Origin of the sequence: Isoptericola halotolerans, assembly GCF_003003075.1 — a bacterium.
Taxonomy (GTDB): Bacteria; Actinomycetota; Actinomycetes; order Actinomycetales; family Cellulomonadaceae; genus Isoptericola; species Isoptericola halotolerans_A.
Map to the genome: position 1 here is coordinate 147,371 of NZ_PVTX01000002.1, position 19,473 is coordinate 166,843.

Genomic DNA, 19,473 nt, shown 5'->3' on the forward strand with positions numbered 1-19,473 from the left:
CGGAGGTCGCCGATGGCATTCACTCAGGCGGACTACTTCGACCTGACGCAAGCGCAGGCAGCTCAGCAATGGCAGGACATCCTCGCGCGTTCGTGGCCGGTGGCCGGCAAGCAGGTCCCGTTCGTGCCGGTGGAAACACTCCTCTGCCTCGCGGCGATGTTCGTCGTGGAACACTCCAGGTTCGGGAGTAGCAGTGCCCACCGAGCTCCCGAGCCGGTCCAGTCGCTCGCGCGCCTCGTGAAGCGCCCGCCGACCAGCATCATCGCAAAGATGAACAATCTGGACGGGTCCCGATCGCACGGTGCCAGTAACGACCTTCTGGTCGGATCTGTCCTCCGGACGGACCCACGTGCGATGGCTGACCTCTATCGAGTCATCCTCGCCGCAGGGCGCACGGCAGGCATCGACAGCGCGACGCTTCCCGACTTCCTGGACGTGGAGAGCGGGCGCGATCTGGAGCTTCTGGGCCAAGATGAGCTTGCGGGCGGCGCGCTCGAGTCCGTGGTCGAGCGCGAGATCCACGAGTGGCTGGTCGACGATGTCGAGGAACGCGTGACGGAGCGTCTTATCCTCGCTTCGCTGAGGGTGGGCCAGCATCGGTTCGCTACCTCGGTCCTTGATTCCTGGTCCCACGAATGCGCCTTCTGTGGCTTCGCTATGCACGATGAGGTGCGCCCGACCCTTCTCCGCGCCAGCCACATCAAGCCATGGCGGGACTCCAAGGCTCGTGAGCGGCTCGATGCCTCGAACGGGTTCGCTGCGTGCCCGGTCCACGATGCGGCGTTTGACGCCGGGTTGCTGACTGTCACTGACGATCTGGACGTTCGGGTCTCCGACCGGTTGACACGCACGATCGATGCGAACCCTCCCGCGCGCGTCTACTTCACCGCGCCGCAGCTCCGAGGTCGCGTAGCGGTTCCGCACAACGGACGCCCTCCGGGTAAGTCCTATATGGAGTGGCATCGCACCAGAGTGTTCGTGAACACGCCAGCCTCTGCGTGAAGGAGGTTCTGGGCGTCCGCCGGACGCAGCGAGGCGGCCGACTTCACCCACCGCGCCGGTCACTTTGCCTACATTTGACGGCTACGCTTCCCGTGCCAGGAGCAACGGATCCTCCCGCTGGGGCGAAGGAGGCACTCGGCGTCCCGGGCGGCGAGAATGGGCGCACCCCGCCACGTAGCAAGCACCACCGAGAGGTACACGCGTGACAGCACCGACGACGGCGCCACGGACCACCGAGCTCGACGCCGCTCCCGGATCCACGGTCGTCATCCGCGACGAGGAGTGGCTCGTCACGCAGGTGGAGCCGACGGCGGACGGCCACTTCGTTCATGTGGTCGGCCTCTCAGGCCTGGTCCGGGACACGGAGGCCGTGTTCTCCACCGCGATCGAAGACGTCGCCGTCGCGGACCCGGCCGACGCCGCCGTCGTGGCGGACGAGTCCCCGCGCTACCGCGAGTCCCGTCTCTGGCTGGAGGCGATGCTGCGCAAGACGCCGGTCCCGGTCACGGAGGACGCGCTGACGACGGCGCACCGCGCACTGGCCGACCCGCTGCCGTACCAGTTCGAGGCGGTGCGCAAGGCCCTCCACCCGGACAACCTGCGCCCCCGCATCCTGCTGGCTGACGCCGTCGGCCTGGGCAAGACGCTCGAGATCGGCATGATCCTCTCCGAGCTGGCCCGCCGGGGCCGTGGTGAGCGGATCCTGGTGGTGACGCCCAAGCACGTGCTGGAGCAGATGCAGTTCGAGCTGTGGACCCGCTTCGCGCTGCCGTTCGTGCGCCTCGACTCCACGGGCATCCAGCGCATCCGCCAGAAGCTCCCGGCGAACCGCAACCCGTTCGCGTTCTTCAAGCGCGTCATCATCTCGATCGACACCCTCAAGAGCGACAAGTACGTGGCGCACCTGCGCCGTCACCGGTGGGACGCCGTCGTCATCGACGAGTCGCACAACGTCACGAACTCCTCGACCCAGAACTTCCGCCTCGCCTCGATGCTGGCCCGGCAGACGGACGCCATGGTCCTGGCCTCGGCCACGCCTCACAACGGCGACCCGCGGTCGTTCGCGGCGCTGGTCCGCATGCTCGAGCCGTCGGCAGTGAAGCCCGACGGCGTCGAGCTGGACGAGGAGCAGGTCAAGCGCCTCATCGTGCGCCGCCACCGGCACTCGCCCGAGGTCGCCTCGGTGGTGGGCGCGGACTGGGCGGAGCGCAAGGAGCCGCAGAACGTCCTGGTGACCCCTTCGCCGCTCGAGGAGGAGATCGCCGTCGAGCTGGAGGACATCTGGCTCTGGCCCACGCGCGGCACTTCCCCGTACTCGGGCCGCGGCGGTGCCACGCTGTTCCCCTGGACCCTCGCCAAGGCGTTCCTCTCGTCGCCCGCCGCGCTGGAGGAGTCCGTGCGCAAGCGCCTGCGCGCGCTCGACGCAGGCACCGAGACCTCCGACGACGACGAGTCGCTCGTCACGCCGGACGCAGCCGAAGGCGGCACCCCGGACGAGCGAGCCACCGCGGGCACCGGGACCCGTGCCACCGAGCGCACCGCCCTGGCCCGCCTGCACGACCTCGCGGCCCGCTCGCTCACCGAGCGCTCGGCGAAGTACGACGCGCTGCGCGACCATCTACGCGGCATCGGCGTCGGCAAGGGCTCCGACATGCGCGCGGTGGTCTTCGCCGAGCGCGTCGCGACGCTGGGCTGGCTGCAGGGCCGGCTGGTCACGGACCTCGGCCTCAAGCCGGAGAACGTGGCCGTGCTGCACGGCGGGCTCTCCGACGTCGACCAGCAGCGGATCGTCGAGTCCTTCAAGCTCGCCTCCTCCCCCATCCGCGTACTCGTCACCGGCGACGTGGCGTCAGAGGGCGTGAACCTCCACAGCCACTGCCACCACCTGGTGCACTACGACATCCCGTGGTCCCTCATCCGGATCGAGCAGCGCAACGGCCGCATCGACCGGTACGGGCAGAAGAACGCGCCGCAGATCACGACGCTGCTGCTGGACCCGCAGCGCACGCGCCGGTTCGGCGGCGACCTGCGCGTCCTGACGCGCCTCGTCGAGCGTGAGCACCATGCCCACCACGCGCTCGGGGACACCGCCTCGCTCATGGGCCAGTACTCGGTGGCGGCCGAGGAGAAGTCGATCGCCGACGTCCTCCGCCAGGCTCGCTCCCTGGAGAGCGTCGTCAAGGAGGTCGAGGAGGTCGTGGCGGACGACGGCCCTGCCGGCCTGCTCGCCCGGCTCATGAACCTCGGCGCGAGCACCGAGGCACCGCCCGCACCAGCAGCGGCCCCCACCGGCGGACGCACCGGGGTGTACGACGATGACCTCGCGTTCCTCGAGGACGCCCTCACGCAGATCTACACCACACCCGGGCAGGAGCCCTCGAACGGTGTGGCGTGGAAGAAGGCCGCGAACGCCTCGGTCGCCTCTCTCAAGCCCCCGCGGGACCTGCGGCAGCGCCTCGAGGTGCTCCCGCAGTCCTACCTCGCGGACCGACGCGTCACCGAGGTGCTCCGGTTGGCGACGACGACGGCGCAGGGCACCCGCGAGCTCGCCAATGCCCGCAGCGCGGAGTCGACGTCGGTGTGGCCGGAGGCCCACTTCCTCGGCCCCCTGCACCCCGTCGTCGAGTGGGCGTCGGACCGGGCGCTCGCGTCGCTGGGCCGCAACCAGGTCTTCGCCGTCCGTGGCGACCTCGAGGAGTTGACGGTGCTCATCCAGGCCGCGCTGTACAACGTGCGCGGGCAGGTGGTGGCGACGTCGTACCAGACGGTGGCGTTCCCGAACCTCGACAACCCGGGCTTCGCGCTCCCGCAGCCGCACGAGTCCGCCGCAGCGGCGATCGAGGCGCTGCACCTCGGTGCCACGAACAAGGGCGGCGTCGCCGGGGCATCGGGCCTCCAGCCGTACGTGCGCCAGGCCGTGCGCTCGGCGGAGAGCGCGGTGGGCGACCAGGTCACCTCGATCGAGTTCGCCGCGCAGCAGCGGGTCGAGGCCTGGTTGAAACGCAGTCAGCACTGGCGCATGGAGGCGACCGCACTCATCAGCCGTGAGGTGGGGGCCGCCCGGACCGGCATCACGAACCGGCAGTCCGACATCGACGAGGAGTCGCGCCTGGCGCGCGAGATGCTGCCGGAGCGCACCCTGCTCCGCCCGCTGCTCGTCGTCGTCCCGCCCGGCCTCGACCTTCCCGAGCCGGAAGCCGAGCCGCACAGCACCGAGGAGAACAACTGATGGCCGCCAGTGACGCGATCGTCGTCGGCGAGGACTGGATCAGCGAGCACTACTTCTCCACGGACGGCAAGCAGTCGTTCCAGGCGAAGGTCCTGGAACGGCGCAAGGCATGGGACGACGGCGGCACGGACGCGCCGTCGACCCGCACGCGCTTCGTCGCGGCCCGGGCGGAATCGCTCTCGACGCTCGCCGGGCTCGGCGAGGAGGGCGGCCGGTTCGCCGTGCTGCCCGAGCTGTACGAGCGGCTGCGCGCCGTCCTTGGCTACACGACGGCGGCCCTGCAGGCCAAGCGCGAGGGCCCGGTCGAGTGGGTGCACGCGACGGGGCTGGAGGCGAAGGCACCGCTGGTGCTCGTCGAGGCGGTGGCGGTCAAGGACGTCGAGTCGCTGCTCGCCAAGGGCGACCCGGCCAAGCCCGCACGGGGTGACCGGACCCTGCTGGAGCCGTACCAGGCTGACGAGAAGACCCAGATCTACTCGGTGGCCCGGCTGCTCTCGCACCTGTTCGTCCAGGACGAGGGGCCGGACTACGCGCTCGTGCTGGCTGGCGGCTGGCTGCTGGTGGCAGAGAAGGCCCGCTGGGCCGAGGGCCGGTACCTGGCCGTCGACCTGCAGCTCGTCGCCGAGCGCGCCGACGACAAGCGCGGTGGCGAGACCGACCGCGCGCTGACGTGCGTCGAGGCGGCCTCGCTCGCCCCGGACCCCGAGGGCAACCTCTGGTGGCCCGGTGTGCTCGAGGAGTCGGTCAAGCACACCGTGGGCGTCTCGAAGGACCTGCGCGAGGGCGTGCGCCTGTCCATCGAGATCATCGCCAACGAGGTGGTCCGCCGCCGTGCCGCCCAGGGGCTCGAGCCGCTGCCGCAGGCGGAGGCGCAGAACCTCGCGCGGCAGTCGTTGCGCTACCTGTACCGCGTGCTGTTCCTGCTGTACGCGGAGGCCTCCCCCGAGCTCGGCGTGCTGCCCGTCGGCGCGCCGGTCTACGAGCGCGGCTACAGCCTCGACCGCCTGCGCGAGCTGACGCTGGTCGAGCTCCCCGGCCCGGCGGCCGAGCACGGCACGCACCTGTACGCCTCGCTCGGCACGCTGTTCCGCATGGTCGACACGGGGCACGACGGCGGCGGCACCGGCCCCGAGGCGGGCGATGCCGGGCTGACCTTCACCCCGCTCAAGGCCGACCTGTTCCGACCGGAGGCGACGGCGCTGATCGACGCCGTCGGGCTCGGGAACGCGGCCCTGCAGCAGGTGCTGCGCCACCTGCTGCTAAGCAAGGAGTCGCGGGGCAAGGACCGCGGGTTCATCTCGTACGCCGAGCTCGGCATCAACCAGCTCGGCGCGGTGTACGAGGGCCTCATGAGTTACACGGGCTTCTTCGCCACGGAGGACCTGCACGAGGTCGCCAAGGACGGCAACGCCGAGAAGGGCTCCTGGGTGGTCCCGGTCGTGCGGTCACAGGGCATCGCCCCGAAGGACTTTGTGACGTTCGACGACCCGGTGACCGGCGAGCCGAAGCCCGTGGTGCACGAGCAGGGCACGTTCGTGTTCCGGCTCGCGGGGCGCGAGCGGCAGCAGTCGGCGTCGTACTACACGCCCGAGGTGCTGACCCGGTTCACCGTCTCCCAAGCGCTCGTCGAGCTCATCGGGCCGGACGACCCGGACCCCGAGTCCGTGGAATGGAAGGGCCGTGAGATCCCGCGCAAGCTCTCGGCTCGCGAGATCCTCGACCTCACCGTCTGCGAGCCGGCCCTCGGGTCCGGCGCATTCGCCATCGAGGCGGTGCGCCAGCTCGCTGCTGCGTACCTCCGGCGCCGCCAGGCCGAGACCGGCGTGAAGATCGAGCCGGACGAGTACGCGCGCGAGCTGCAGAAGGTCAAGGCGTACATCGCCCTGCACAACGTGTACGGGGTGGACCTCAACGGCACCGCCGTGGAGCTCGCCGAGATCTCCCTGTGGCTCGACACCATGGGCAAGGGGCTTAGCGCCCCCTGGTTCGGCCTGCACCTGCGGCGCGGCAACTCCCTCATCGGCGCACGGCGGGCCGTGTACCGGCGCGACCAGCTCGCCAAGAAGGCGTGGCTCCAGTCCGTGCCCGCGGACGTCCCGCTCGCGCCGTCCGACGGCGATCGTGCGGCCGGGCGCACCAGCTCGCTCGGCGTCGTGGGCGGCCGGATCCACCACTTCCTGCTGCCCGCCGCAGGATGGGGCAGCGCCGTCGAGGCCAAGGAAGCCAAGGAGCTCGCCCCCGAGGCGCTCGCGCGGCTCAAGGCCTGGCGCAAGTCCGTGCTCGTCACTCCGTCGAAGAAGCAGGCCGACGAGCTGGTGAAGCTCGGCCACCGGGTCGAGGTGCTCTGGGACCTCGCGCACCGACGCCTCGAGATCGCCGAGCAGCAGATCCGGCGGTCGCTCGATGTCTGGGGCGCCGATGACCTGCCCGTCGGCGGCGAGGTGACCCGCGAGCAGATCGAGGCGGCGCTTGCCGATGCTCGGGGTGCTTACCGGCGGTTGCGGTTGGTGATGGACGCCTGGTGCGCGCTGTGGTTCTGGCCGCTGACGGAGGGGTTAACCCGGGTTAACCCCGCCGGGGACTCGGCTGAGGCCGGCGTCGTGGAGCCGCCGAACCTGGACGAGTGGACCGCCGGGCTCCGCGCTGTGCTCGGCGTCCACACCGAGACCGGTGCTACCGGTCACGGCAAGGCGTGGCGCGGTGGCGACCAGACGTTCGCCTCCACGGCGGACTGGGACCAGCTCAACGAGACCGAGGAACTTGAGCTCTCCTTCGCCGGCGCGGTCGCGCCCGAGCGGGTGCTGGCTGACCATCCGTGGCTACGCGTGTGCCAGCAGGTGGCCGAGCGGCAGGGCTTCTTCCACTGGGAGCTCGACTTCGCGCCGGTGTTCGCCGCGCGGGGCGGCTTCGACCTGCAAGTGGGCAACCCGCCGTGGGTGCGGCCGGACTTCGACGAGGCGGCGTCGCTCGCCGAGTACGAGATCGCCTTCGCGCTAGAGGGCAAGATCGCGACCGCCCGCGCCAACGAGCTGCGATCCACAACGCTCGCGAACGCGGCGGCGCGAGATTTCTACCTCGACTCGCTCATCGCCACGATCGGTACGCGCGAGGCGGCATCTAGCGTTCCCGACTTTCCGCACCTCGCGGGTCTCCGTCCCGATCTCTACCGCTGCTTCATGGAGCAGACCTGGCGTCACCACTCGGCATCCGGGGCGGTCGGACTCATCCACCCGGAGACGCATTTCACGGACGAGAAGGCCGGACCGCTCCGAGGTGCGGCCTACGGACGCTTGCGTCGGCACTGGCAGTTCATCAACGAACTGCAGCTCTTCGAGATTCACCACCTCGTCAGCTACGGGATACACGTCTACGGTGCCGAGCGAACTCCTCACTTCCTCCAGGCGGCATCTCTCTATCACCCCGACACAGTCGACCGCTCGGCTATGCACGACGGCACCGGTGAGGAACCTGGCCTGAAGGACCCGGACGGCCGCTGGGATGTGCGGCCGCACCGCGACCGAATCATCAGCGTCGACAAGACGGTGCTCAGCACCTGGCACGCCGTCCTGGAAAACGCGAACGTGCCGATGACCCAGACCCGCATGGTCTATGCGGTCAACCGCGCGACGATCTCGGTGCTCGACAAGGTCGCCGAGGCGCCGCGCATCGGATCGCTCGCCCTCGAGTTTTCCCAGGGCTGGAACGAGACCACGGACTTCAAGAAGGGCTACTTCGGGAAGGAGTGGGATATCGCGGACTCGTGGGGCGATGCCATCCTTCAAGGCCCCCACCTGCACGTGGCGAACCCCGCCTACAAGACGCCCAACGAGTCGATGAAGAGCAACCTCGACTGGTCGGTGGTCGACCTCGAGGAGCTCGCGCCTCGCGCGATCCCGGCGACGTCGTACAAGCCGCGAGGCGACCGGGCTGCCTACGACGCGGCGTACACGCACTGGACCCGCGACGTCGTGCTCGGTCCGGACGGCAACCCCGTCGATGACATCCCTGCGGTCGACCCGAAGTACATCTGCGACGTCGAGACCGCCACCCTCGCCGACGGCACCGCCGTCCGCACCGAAACCATCTCGTCAAGGGCATTTTATCGGATCGCCTGGCGGAAGATGGCTGCAAACACCGGTGAGCGAACCTTAATCCCGGCAATCATCCCGCGAGACTGTGCGCCCACACACGGCCTGACTTGCGTGGGTTCTCCGCGCGGCAGCCAACGTGATCTCGTCGTGTGTGCAGGGTCTCTGGCTTCGCTCCTCTCGGACTTCACGGTCCGTGTCGCACCCAAGGCCAACATCCTGATGTCGACGGTTTCAGCCCTGGCCGAGGTCGTTAGCGGCCCTTGGGGAATGGCGATCGCACTCCGTGCCCTACGCCTCAACTGCGTCACCGATGCCTATGCCGATCTGTGGGCCGAGTGCTACGAATCGACGTTCCGAGAGGACTTGTGGACCGGTCTACCGGAGCGCACCGGCTGGGTCGACCTCGGCGATGTCGGGCCGGAGTGGACCCCGGACATGCCGCTGCGCCGGGCCGAGGACCGCCGTCAGGCGATGCTGGAGATCGACGCCCTGGTCGCCCTCTCCCTGGGCCTGACCGCCGACGAGCTGTGCACGATCTACCGCACCCAGTTCCCGGTGCTTTACGGCTACGACCGCAACCGCGACCACTACGACGCCAACGGCCGCATCGTCCCCAACACCGTGCTGACCACGTGGCGCAAGCGCGGCGGCAACGACGGCCGCTACTCCGACGAGGACCTCACCGCCACCCACCCTGGCAGCGGCGTCGACTACTCCTACGAGCTCCCCTTCGAGACCCTCGACCGCGAGGCCCACATGCGCCAGGCCTATGCCGCCTTCGAGTCCCGCCTCGCTGGCTCGTCGACTGACGAGGCGAAGGCATGAGCCGCCCGAAACTCCTGATGACGGCGGCGGCATCTATCTCCGATGATGGTCGGAGAGCGAATCACTCGAGCACGATGAGAACAGCACGAAGGACATACCCGTGAGCCAGACGAACACTGACGCGCACTACCGGGTGGTCGATCAGAGTTCCCGCCTGTTGGCCTACCTGTCAGCCGTCGCGCGTGAGGTCGGCCCTGCGCCCGTCCGGGACGTGCGACATCACGAGTTCACCCTCTGGCCGGCCGACGTACCGTCCCACCGCGCGGTCCTGGCGGGGCCGACGCAGGAGCGACTCTCGTGGCTGCAGGTGAAGCGCGTTCCTCAACCTGCGCAGGTGACGGTTCCCGAGGACCTCCAGCCACTCCTGGACGCCAGGTCGATCGCTGAACCAACGGACCAGCCACGACTTCGACCCGAAGCTGTCGACGCATGGCTCCGCGCGCAGGTCCCGGACCCGGACGAGGAAGCGCAGCTCGACGCAGATGCCCAGGAACCGGAAGCGCGGCCCGACCTTGAAGCCGAGGACGAGGACGAGCCCGCCACCGAAGTCCCCGACGTCGACGAGCAGCGGGCGATCCTCCGAGAAGAGCTCGACGAGAAGTTCTCTGCATGGCTCTCGACCACGTGGCAGAACTGGGTCGCGGTCGTCACACCAGACCTCGCCGCACGAGCCCTCTACGGCAAGCTCTACGGCCTCCACCTGCGTGCCGAGGCGGAGCAGGACCAGTACGAGGTGGTCTGGGGCCACTCAGTCATCTCCTACCGAGGAGAAGGGGTCGGCGTCGTCGCACCGTTGCTGACCGCTCCGGTCGTCGTCGAGATGGACGACAACGACGGCTCGATCCGGGTCACGCCAGAACGTACCGTCGAGCTGGAGCTCGATGCCCTCGAGGGCACCGGCCTCAGCGGCTTCGAAGGGCTCGTCGCCCTCCGTGCCAAGGTGCAGGAGACTCCGCCGGACCCTTGGTCTCCTGAAGAGATCGCTGGTGTCCGGGGACAGATCGTCTTTCCTCTCGGTCAGGACGCGACGCTCAGTAGCAGCACCGATCCTGCGCCCGCCACAGGCAAGCCGGTCCTCAACGAGGGCTGGGTCCTGATGCTTCGCAAACGCCCACTACGTCAGGAGCGGTTCTACGACGAGCTCTCCGACAAGCTTCGCGAGACAGAGCGGGTGCCGGACGCTCTGGCATCCGTCGTCGCCGACAAGGACATCGTCGATCATGCGCTGCGCGCCCTCGGGCACGACGTCGACACCGATGACGGCACGGCCCGCCGTCTGCTCATGCCGCTGCCGACGAACGAGGACCAGGAACGGATCGCGCGCCAGCTCTCGCACTCACGCGGTGTGACCGTGCAGGGCCCGCCCGGAACCGGCAAGTCGCACACGATCGTCAACCTTCTCTCGCACCTCGTGGCGCAGGGCAAGCGCGTACTGGTGACGGCCCAGAACGATCAAGCCCTGCGGGTGCTGCGGGACAAGATCCCCGAACAGCTTCGTGACCTCTCCGTCGCCGTCCTCGGATCGACACCCGCCGCCATGGAGGACCTCCGCAGCTCAGCCCAATCCATGCAGGACTCCCTCTCGTCGATCGACCCGCGGCGCGAGGAGAAGCGGATCTCCGAGCTGGGCGACAAGATCGACCAGGTTCGCGAGAACCTGCGCCGAACGGACCTGGCACTCATCGAGGCCCTACGCAGCGAGCAGCGCGAGTACCCGCTTCCCGCCGGGCCCGTGCGCGCGCCCCAGCTTGCCGAGTGGGTCACCTCGCGGCGCGGCATCGACGTGATCCCCGACCGGGTGCCGGCGCAGTCGCGCATCCCGCTCAACCCGGACGAGCTGATCGAGCTGCAGGACCTCGCCCAGACGATCGACCCTGGGGACGCCGAGCGCGCGGGTCTCGACCTACCGGACGAGAACTGGTTGCCCGCAGGCGCTCAGCTGCGTCAGCTCTTCGACCGTATCGACGAGCTCCAGACGACGGTCACGTCCCTCGAATCCGGTGGTCTGCGCATCGAAGCCGTCGACCGCCTGAGCCACTCGGCCCTCGAAGCCACCGCTCAGTCTGCGCGCCAGGAGGCGCAGGCGCTCGAGACCTTGGGCGGGGACTGGGAGACACGACTTGCTCAGGGGATCCTCCACGGCAACCCGGCGGTGGCCTTCACGATTGAGCACAACCACGCCGTGGGTGCGAAGCTCGCCGAGGCGCGCGCCATGAAGTCACAGACCGCAGGACACGAGATCGAGGTCCCTGACGGGGACCCTCACATCCAGCTTCCCCTCCTCCGGCAGTGGTCCGAACGGCTCGCCGCCGGAAAGAAGCTCCCTCTGGTCGGCGCACGGGACCTCAAGGAGCTCAGCAACCAGGTCAAGGTCAGCGGATACCCCGTGAGAACAGCCCAACAGGTCGATCTCGTCGCCTGGGCTGTTCGCCTCCGCGCCATGCTGGTCGAGGTGCGGCGACTCATGGCCAGCGCCTACGAACCCTTCAACATCCCCCTCCCCGACCAGGGGACGGCCTTCCAGTTCGAAGCAGAGCAGCTCGCGCAACGCGTGGTGTCCGTCCACCGGTGGTGGAGCTCCGTCCATCCAGGACTGGCCGGGACGCTCGCCCCGCTGACGTCCTTTGCCGATCCGGCGGGTTCGGTGCAGTCGTTGCAGCGAACAGGGGAACTCCTGTCGTCGGCGGCAGCGCGCCTGGAAGAGCGCGAGCTCAGCGCTCGACTCCACCAGCTGGCGGTCGACCTTGACCAGCGCTCCACCCAGGAGAAGTCCTCGGAGCTCTGGGGAGCCCTCGGATCAGCTCTAGCGGCCAGAGAGCCGGGCCGCTGGGAACAAGTTCAGGCCGAATCGAGCAGGCTCCTGACAGTCCGCCCTCGCGTCCACCGCCGCGCCGAGCTCCTCACCCGCCTGGCGGATGCTGGAGCACCCTTGTGGGCCCGCTCGATCCTCGCCTCCGCCGGTGACACCTCCGTCGTCGGCGACCCGCATGATGCCGCCTCGGCCTGGACCGTCGCTGCCGCAAGATCATGGTTGACGACCCTGCACAGCGAGTCGGACGTCTCGCGCCTGATGGAACGCGCTCACGAGGAGGCCGCCGACCTCCGCCTGCTCATCATTGATCTCGCCAGCAGGTCAGCGCGGCTCCGCCTCATGCAGAACACCAAGGACCGCCAGCGCAAGGCGCTCGGCACGTGGCTCGAGGCCACCCGCCGCGCCGGCAAAGGTACGGGGAAGAACGCGCCACGATTCCTCGCCCAGGCCCGGGCAGCGCTGCCCGAGGCTATGGGCTCGGTTCCGGTCTGGATCATGCCGATCTATCGCGTGCTGGAGAACTTCGACCCCAGGGTCTCCGAACCGTTCGACGTCGTCATCGTCGACGAGTCGTCCCAGTGCGACCTGCTCTCCCTGGGAGTGCTCGCGCTCGGTGAGAAGTCCGTCGTCGTCGGCGACGACAAGCAGACCTCGCCCCAGGCTGTGGGCGTGAAGACCGACCGCATCTTCGACCTGCAGAGCCAGTTCATCGCGGACCTGCACGACAAGTCGCTGCTCACGATGGACGAGTCCCTCTACTCCATCTCCGGCCGCGCCTTCCCGTCCACGATCCTCCTGCGTGAGCACTTCCGCTGCGTGCCGGAGATCATCTCGTTCTCCAACCGCTACTACAACGGCAAGGTGCTGCCCCTGCGTGAGGTCACCGTTCCGCAGATCGGTGGGCCCCTCCGGGCCGTCCACGTGGCTGACGGAGCGTCCGTGCGCACCGGCTCGCACCGGACCAACCGAAGAGAGGCCGAAGTCCTGGTCGAGCAGATCGCCGAGTGCTCCGCCGACCCGCACTACGACGGCCTCACGTTCGGCGTCGTAACGATGATGAGCGGTCCACAGGCTCAGATCATCGAGAGCATGCTGGTCGAGCGCCTCGGCACAGAAGAGTACGAGCGTCGGCACCTACGGGTCGGCAACCCTCCGGTGTTCCAGGGCGACGAACGCAACATCGTCTTCATCTCGGTCGTCGCCGACGACGACTCCTTCGCCGCCACACGGACGATGCACGAGCAGTGGGCAAACGTCGCAGCGTCACGAGCCCAGGACCAGCTGTGGGTCTTCTACAGCGTCGACCCGTCGACGCTCAACCACAACGATCAACGGCGCCACCTCGTCGAGCACGTACGGGACGCGGGACGGCGTGTCGACCCGACCGACCTGTACGAGCTCACCGAGTCAAAGTTCGAGCGTGACGTCCTCGCTCAGATGCTCGAACGGGGCTATGACGTCGCTCCTCAGCACAAGGTCGGCGCCTACCGCATCGACTTCATGGTGACCGTCGGCGAGGGGGAACGGCTCGCCGTCGAGTGCGACGGCGACTCGTTCCACGGCCCCGACAAGTGGGACGAGGACGTTCGACGCCAACGAGTGCTCGAGCGACTCGGCTGGAGCTTCTGGCGGGTTCGGGCCTCTGCCTACTACCTCGACCCCGATGCTGCCATGCAGCCCCTCTGGGAGCGTCTCGACGGGATGAAGGAGCGCGCCGTGGAGAACGAGGAGCGGCGCCGTGCTCAGGACGCGAAGCGCGCGGCCGAACGACTTGCTCAGCTGGAACGCGAGGCAGAGCAGGCAGCCGAATCTGCTCCGACCAAGCGGAGCGACAGTGAAGATGTCGCCGCGGCAGAGGATCCGAAGAGTCCGAACTCCGAGGAACCACACAACATCGCAGTGGCATCCGCTGCGCCCTCTCGTAGCCCGAGCGCTCGCACGTCCTCGGCGTCGGCCGAGGTGCCGCCATCCGTCATCCGACAGTGGGCACGCGCGAACGGGGTCGCCGTCGGTGACCGTGGTCGCCTCTCTCCGGAGGTCCGGCGAGCTTACGACGAGGCCCACGCCCGGCGATCGGAACAGGTTTCTACGGAGGCCCAGGAGCCCCTCGCCCTTCCCGACAACTCGGTGGCACAGAGAACGGCACCCGACCTTGCGGCAACGACTCCCCCGTCGCTCGCCGAGATCGAGAACGCCTGGCACACCGGTCAGCGCTACCAGCTCGACTACACGGGTTCCGTACGCCCCCGGGACGGTGGCGTGGACCTTGAGTCGGCGATCGGTGAGGTCGCCGCACGCCCTGTCATCGAGGCTATGCGACGCGCACGGCCCAGCGGCGGCACGTTCAAGATCGACGACTCGGGCATTCTCGTCACGTACCAGGACAGAGTCCCCGCGTTCGTGATGCGCGTGGCACCCGAAAACTGGTTCCCCGGCCACTTGCGGTCAGCGCAACGATGAAGGAGCAGCGATGAAGGCAGACGCTCTTACCCCGCGCCAGCTGTTCGACGGGAAGATGCACTACGAGATCCCGTCGTTCCAGCGCCCCTACGTCTGGAACGAGGAGGACCAGTGGGCGCCGCTGTGGGAGGACATCCTCCGCGTAGCGGTGAGCTACATCCCGCCCGCGTCCGGGGCCGCGGTCGACCCGGAGCGACACTTCCTCGGCGCGATCGTCTACGAGTCGCGGCCGCCCGTCGTCGGCGACGTCACCCGTCACCTCGTGATCGACGGCCAGCAGCGCACCACGACGCTCCAGCTCGTCATCGACGCCGTGCAGTCCGCCATCTCGACGCGTGAACACGAGACGCTCGCCGAAGACCTCGAAGACCTCGCCCTGAACAAGTCCGCGGCATTCCGCGGCAAGCCCGAGCGCTTCAAGCTCTGGCCGTCCCGCCAGGACCGCGTCGCGTTCGAGCAGGCCATGGACGACAGTCAGCCGTCCGACGGCGAGCACCGAGTGCTCGAGGCCCACCGATTCTTCAGCGGCGAGGCCAGTGCGTGGCTCGAGGGCAAGCCCGACGAGGACGGCAATCTCCCACCCGGCACCGAGGAGCAACGCGCCTGGGCCTTGACTTCGACCCTGCAGGACGGCCTCTACGTCGTCGCGATCAACCTCACCGGGCATGACGACTCCCAGCTCATCTTCGAAACCCTCAACGACCGCGGCACACCCCTGCTCAAGGCCGACCTCATCAAGAACTGGGTCTACAAGGTCGGCACCGACGTCGGGGCTGACGTCGACAAGTGGCCCGACACCCACTGGGTCGACTTCGACGACGAGTGGTGGCGCGCGGAGATCACCCAGGGACGGCAGATGCGGTCCCGCATCGACATCTTCCTGCAGTACTGGCTCACCATGCGGATGCAGAACGAGGTGAAGACCGAGCAGGTCTTCCGCACCTTCACCCAGTACGCCAAGCCGCACATGGCGGATGCGACAGGCGCAGAGGAGTTCCTCGGTGCGATGCGACGCGACGCCGACACCTACCGGCAGCTCACGCAGCTCGATCCGACCTCGCCCGAGGGCTCCTTCCACTCGCGCGTCGTGGAGACGATGGAGCTCGCGGCCACCAGTCCGCTCCTGCTGTGGTTCGTCTCCGAGAACCATGAGGTCCCCGCCTCGCAGGTCGCCGTAGGGCTCAACGCGCTGGAGAGCTGGGTCATCCGTCGCACCCTCGCCCGCGCCACCATGAAGGGCGTCAACCAGCTCATGGTCGCCATCCTGAAGGTCGTGGCCGACGCGCCCGTGGACACTGCTGGTGACGCCGTTCGCGACTACCTCGCCAGGCAGTCTGCGGACGCCCGGTACTGGCCGACAGACGAGCAGATGCACGCCGTGCTGCCCGGCCTCCGCCTCTACGGCAACATCCGGCAGTCGCGCATCGCCGAGGTCCTGTGGGCCATCGAGACGAGCCTGCGGACCAAGTTCAACGAGGACCTTCCCCAGCCGCCGAAGCTCCAGGTGGAGCACGTCATGCCGCAGGGCTGGCGCACCCACTGGGACGATGAACCACCCCTCGACCCCGAAGCGGCCGCGAATCGCGACCAGCTCGTCAACACCCTGGGAAACCTCACCCTCGTCACCCAGCCGCTCAATGGGTCCCTCTCCCACCGGCCGTGGACCGATGACGAGGCGACCGGAATAAAGTCCGGAGGCATGGCCGGGCGCGGCAAGCGCGGCCTCCTGGAGGAGTTCGCCCTGCTCGTTCTCACCAAGCAGATCGTCACCCCGCACCCTCACGCCTGGACCGACGACGACATCCGTACCAGGTCGTCCGTGCTCACCGAGGCGATCTGCGGCGTCTGGCCAGGACCGCCTCCCGTCGAGCCCGACCTCGAATTGCAAGAAGGCCACTCGGAGATCCCGTCCACCTCCGAGTCGTCAGGGCACGCCGAGGTTCCGTGGACCGCCGACGAGCTCATCGACCTCTCCGGCAGGCTCGCCCCGACCACGCTCGCCGTCCTGGACCACGTCGCCACCGAGCACGCCGGGGACTTGCTCCGCGGCACCGACTTCGCCCCGATGGACCTCACCTCGTCGCAGATCGCCGGAGTCTCCGGCGCGCTGGCACGGATGGTCTACACCCGCTACGAGCGGTCCAACCCGCCGCTCGGCTTTGTCAACGTCGGTGGGCAGTGGCACTACCGCATGGAGACCGCCGTCGCCGAAACGTGGCAGCGCGTGCGCGAGTGTCACGCCGCTCAAGAGGACGCGGTCGATCGATGAAGTCGTTGTAGCTACTGCTACCTACCAACCTCCTGTGCTGCTGCGGGCAGTGGCGCGAGCAGCCCGCCCGGTCTGATCCGAAGGACTTCACCCGGCACGAAACACTCATAACACCCCAATCGCCCTCGGATGCAGATAGCGTCCTCGCTGTTCACAGCGCTAGGAACGAGAGGGAGCGGGCGAGTGAAGATCGGCGTCGGGGGCAGCATCGGCCCATTGCGTGGGGGAGTCAGCAACCGTGGCGCAGGGATCGGTGTCGGCCCGTTCAGCGTCGCCGCATCCAACCGCGACATGCAGGGTTTCGTCGTCTTCCTCGTCGGCGCCGCCCTCGTAGGAGCGGTCGCTGTCGGCCCGTACTTCCTCGGCAAGTGGGTTGCGGGGCTCTGCGGCGCAGCGCCGGACTCGACGGCACGGTTCGTCACGGGCTGGATCTTCGAGGGCGTCTACCTCGCCGTGATCGCGCTGGTGCTCACCGTCCTGTTCACCCAGGCCGTCGCGCGGGTCGTCGTGGCTGCCGTCGGGGTCTGGCTCGCGCCCTTCGCGACGGGAGGCCACCTCCGCCTCGCGAGCGTCGACGACGACTTCTGGATCGTCGCACTTCTCGTGGTGCTCTTGGCCGTCGGCATGAACTTCTTCACGCTCGGCGCCGTAATCAGGGTGGAGGGCGCCCTACCGCTGGCACTCGTCTCTCTCTTTCTGAACAGCTTCCTTCTCTACTGCGTCGAAGCATCGACGGCACCGGACGGATCCGCTTGGGACGCGGGGAGGTTCGGCTGGGTCGTTCTGGTCGCGGCATTGATCGCAGTCGGCCAGGCATTGGCCTCAGCAGCGATCGCCCACCTGCAGGAGTAGCGGAGGGCGGTCCGATCTCCCGCGGGACTGCACTCGGCAGGGGCAGCTATGGCCAACGTGATGCGCGACTGCGATGTCGCCGGGTTGGAAGAGACCGCGAGGAGGTCGTGAGTGCGAACGCAACGCTGGAGTCGCAGCCAGGCCGTGAGCGCGGCGTCACTGGCCGTCGCCGCATGGTCGTCGCCTGGCAGGACCCGCGACCCGTCGCGTCGTCCCCGTCGAGATGCGGTCACGCCGGGAGCATCCGGTGCTCCTTCCTCGTTCACGGAACGCGCCACGTCGCGGCGAGGCGATGGTCCGTCAAGGCGTGGCGCATTCCGTCGCACCCGATCAGCTCTCCACGCTCGCCAGAGGTCAGGAGCTTCGGCTTGAGCCCACGAACCCGTGGAGCCCGGAAGCCGTACTCGTGACGTAAAGGTCCGGGTCCAGGAGTTGAACGGCCCTGACGCTCCCTCCCACAGCTCGGGCTCGCGGAGCTGTCGGCCGGCGGCGTCGCTCTCTGGCCGCGTGCTCGGGCGGAGCTCGTCTCCCTCGTCCCGCCGGTGGCGGGCAAGAGCCTCAGCCTGCCGATGGCCATGGACATCACGGAAGCCGACATCGCCCGCCCGGCCGACGGGTAGGCCACTTCCCCGAACCGCTGCGAAACTCTCATGCGGCGCGAGAAGGCCTGGCAAACTTGACGTAGTACCTGAGCACCTGCTGAGCCGTCGGCCCGTATTCCTTCCACGCCTTCTCGACGTCGTCGAGGTTCACCTTCTTGGTGTGGACGGCCTCGCAGAGCCGCATCCAGGACTGCCCGGTGACGTAAGTGATGGCGCCGGCGACCGCCGCGTTGATGAGCGACCCGATGCCGGGTACGAGTTTAACGAGACTCCGTGCCGTCGCCCTGCCTGCGTACTGGATTCCCAGCTGCGACAGCGCTTGCGCCGACAGCATGACCTTGAAGTCGATCCGGTAGGCGGCGGCGACCTTACCCATCATGGTCAGCTGGATGGGTGCGAGTGCCACCGCGTCGGCGAAAGGGATCGGGGTCGCCGCGATCCCCATGGCGGAGGCGGCCGCCGCGTTGATGTATCGGAGCGCCAGTTCGCGCCTGAGAGGGAGGGAAAGTTCCTGGACGACCCGGAGCGCGTCCTGGTTCTCCTCAGGTGCGGTCGCCAGTGTCAGTGCGAGCAGGTCTTCGAGGCCGTGCCTCGGGCCGCCGAACTTTCCCTGGTCGACGGCAGCGGTCATGACGGCTCCGGCGACGGGGAGGTCGATCGGGTCACCGTTCTCGTCACGAGGGTCCTGGAGGAACTCGAGCATCTCCACTGCTTGGCCGGACGGGACCCACGGACCCGCGATGCGATCCTTGGCACGCTGCACCTTGGTGAGCACGAGGATGACGTGCAACCCCTGGGCCGCGAACGTCCTGATGAGGCGGACGTCGTTCTCGGTCAGGCGGCCGGACGACGCGAGGATGCAGTACCAGACCACCGCGATCTGCTGCTCGCGCGGACCTGCGGCGATCTTGCTCAGCCCGTCGGAGACATGCTGTTCAGGCGTCTTGACCGAGCCCGCCTCGAACCCCTCGAAGTCCCAGATGCCGAGCGATCCGTCGGGGTTCAGGTGGTAGTCGATCCCCTTGGTCACGGGCATCCCCACGCCGGTGGGCGCGCTGTCTTTGCCGAAGATCGCGTTGATCAGGGAGGACTTGCCGACACCGGTGCCGCCGACGACCGCCAGGTTGAACCGGCCGATCTTGGCGCGCTGCTCGCGCTCCGCGTCGATGATCGGGGTCGGGTCGAAGCCGCGGTCCTCGCCCTCGCTCCCTGGCTGTCCGGGGGTTCCACCCTGCCGTCGGCGCCCCTGATCGGTCCGGCTCATCTCACAGCTCCTCTTGGTATGTCGAGGCGACGATAGCGGGCTGACGCGGCCTCGGTCCGGTCGCGAA

The 19,473-nt window shown here is 68.5% G+C and carries 7 protein-coding genes; 6 read left to right on the forward strand and 1 reads right to left on the reverse strand.

What is annotated here, in order from left to right; all coding sequences use genetic code 11:
• Nucleotides 1–12: 12 nt before the first annotated feature.
• The 6 genes from BCL65_RS04030 (at nt 13) to BCL65_RS04055 (ending at nt 17,540) form a co-directional block, all read left to right on the forward strand.
• Nucleotides 13–1,002 carry an HNH endonuclease gene (locus tag BCL65_RS04030; protein WP_165799914.1) on the forward strand — a complete coding sequence of 330 codons (990 nt, stop codon included), beginning with the start codon at nt 13–15 and terminating at the stop codon, nt 1,000–1,002.
• 202 nt (nt 1,003–1,204) lie between these two features.
• Nucleotides 1,205–4,231, forward strand: a complete 3,027-nt coding sequence (locus BCL65_RS04035; RefSeq protein ID WP_106265452.1) for an SNF2-related protein — start codon at nt 1,205–1,207, stop codon at nt 4,229–4,231.
• Nucleotides 4,231–9,147, forward strand: coding sequence for a restriction endonuclease subunit M (locus tag BCL65_RS04040; protein ID WP_106265453.1), 4,917 nt, complete (start codon nt 4,231–4,233; stop codon nt 9,145–9,147). The genes BCL65_RS04035 and BCL65_RS04040 overlap by 1 nt, the downstream gene beginning before the upstream one ends.
• A gap of 100 nt (nt 9,148–9,247) precedes the next feature.
• Nucleotides 9,248–14,419, forward strand: a complete 5,172-nt coding sequence (locus BCL65_RS04045) for an AAA domain-containing protein (protein ID WP_106265455.1) — start codon at nt 9,248–9,250, stop codon at nt 14,417–14,419.
• 10 nt (nt 14,420–14,429) lie between these two features.
• Nucleotides 14,430–16,688: a DUF262 domain-containing protein gene (locus tag BCL65_RS04050; RefSeq protein ID WP_106265457.1), complete on the forward strand. Its 2,259-nt coding sequence runs from the start codon at nt 14,430–14,432 to the stop codon at nt 16,686–16,688.
• Nucleotides 16,689–16,871: 183 nt separating this feature from the next.
• Entirely contained in the window at nt 16,872–17,540 is a 669-nt protein-coding gene (locus BCL65_RS04055) for a hypothetical protein (RefSeq protein ID WP_106265458.1), read from the forward strand.
• Between the two features lie 648 nt (nt 17,541–18,188).
• Here BCL65_RS04055 and BCL65_RS04060 read toward each other — a convergent pair.
• A complete protein-coding gene (locus BCL65_RS04060) occupies nt 18,189–19,406 on the reverse strand; it encodes a DUF697 domain-containing protein (protein WP_106265460.1) in 1,218 nt (405 codons plus the stop codon).
• Between the last annotated feature and the right edge of the window lie 67 nt (nt 19,407–19,473).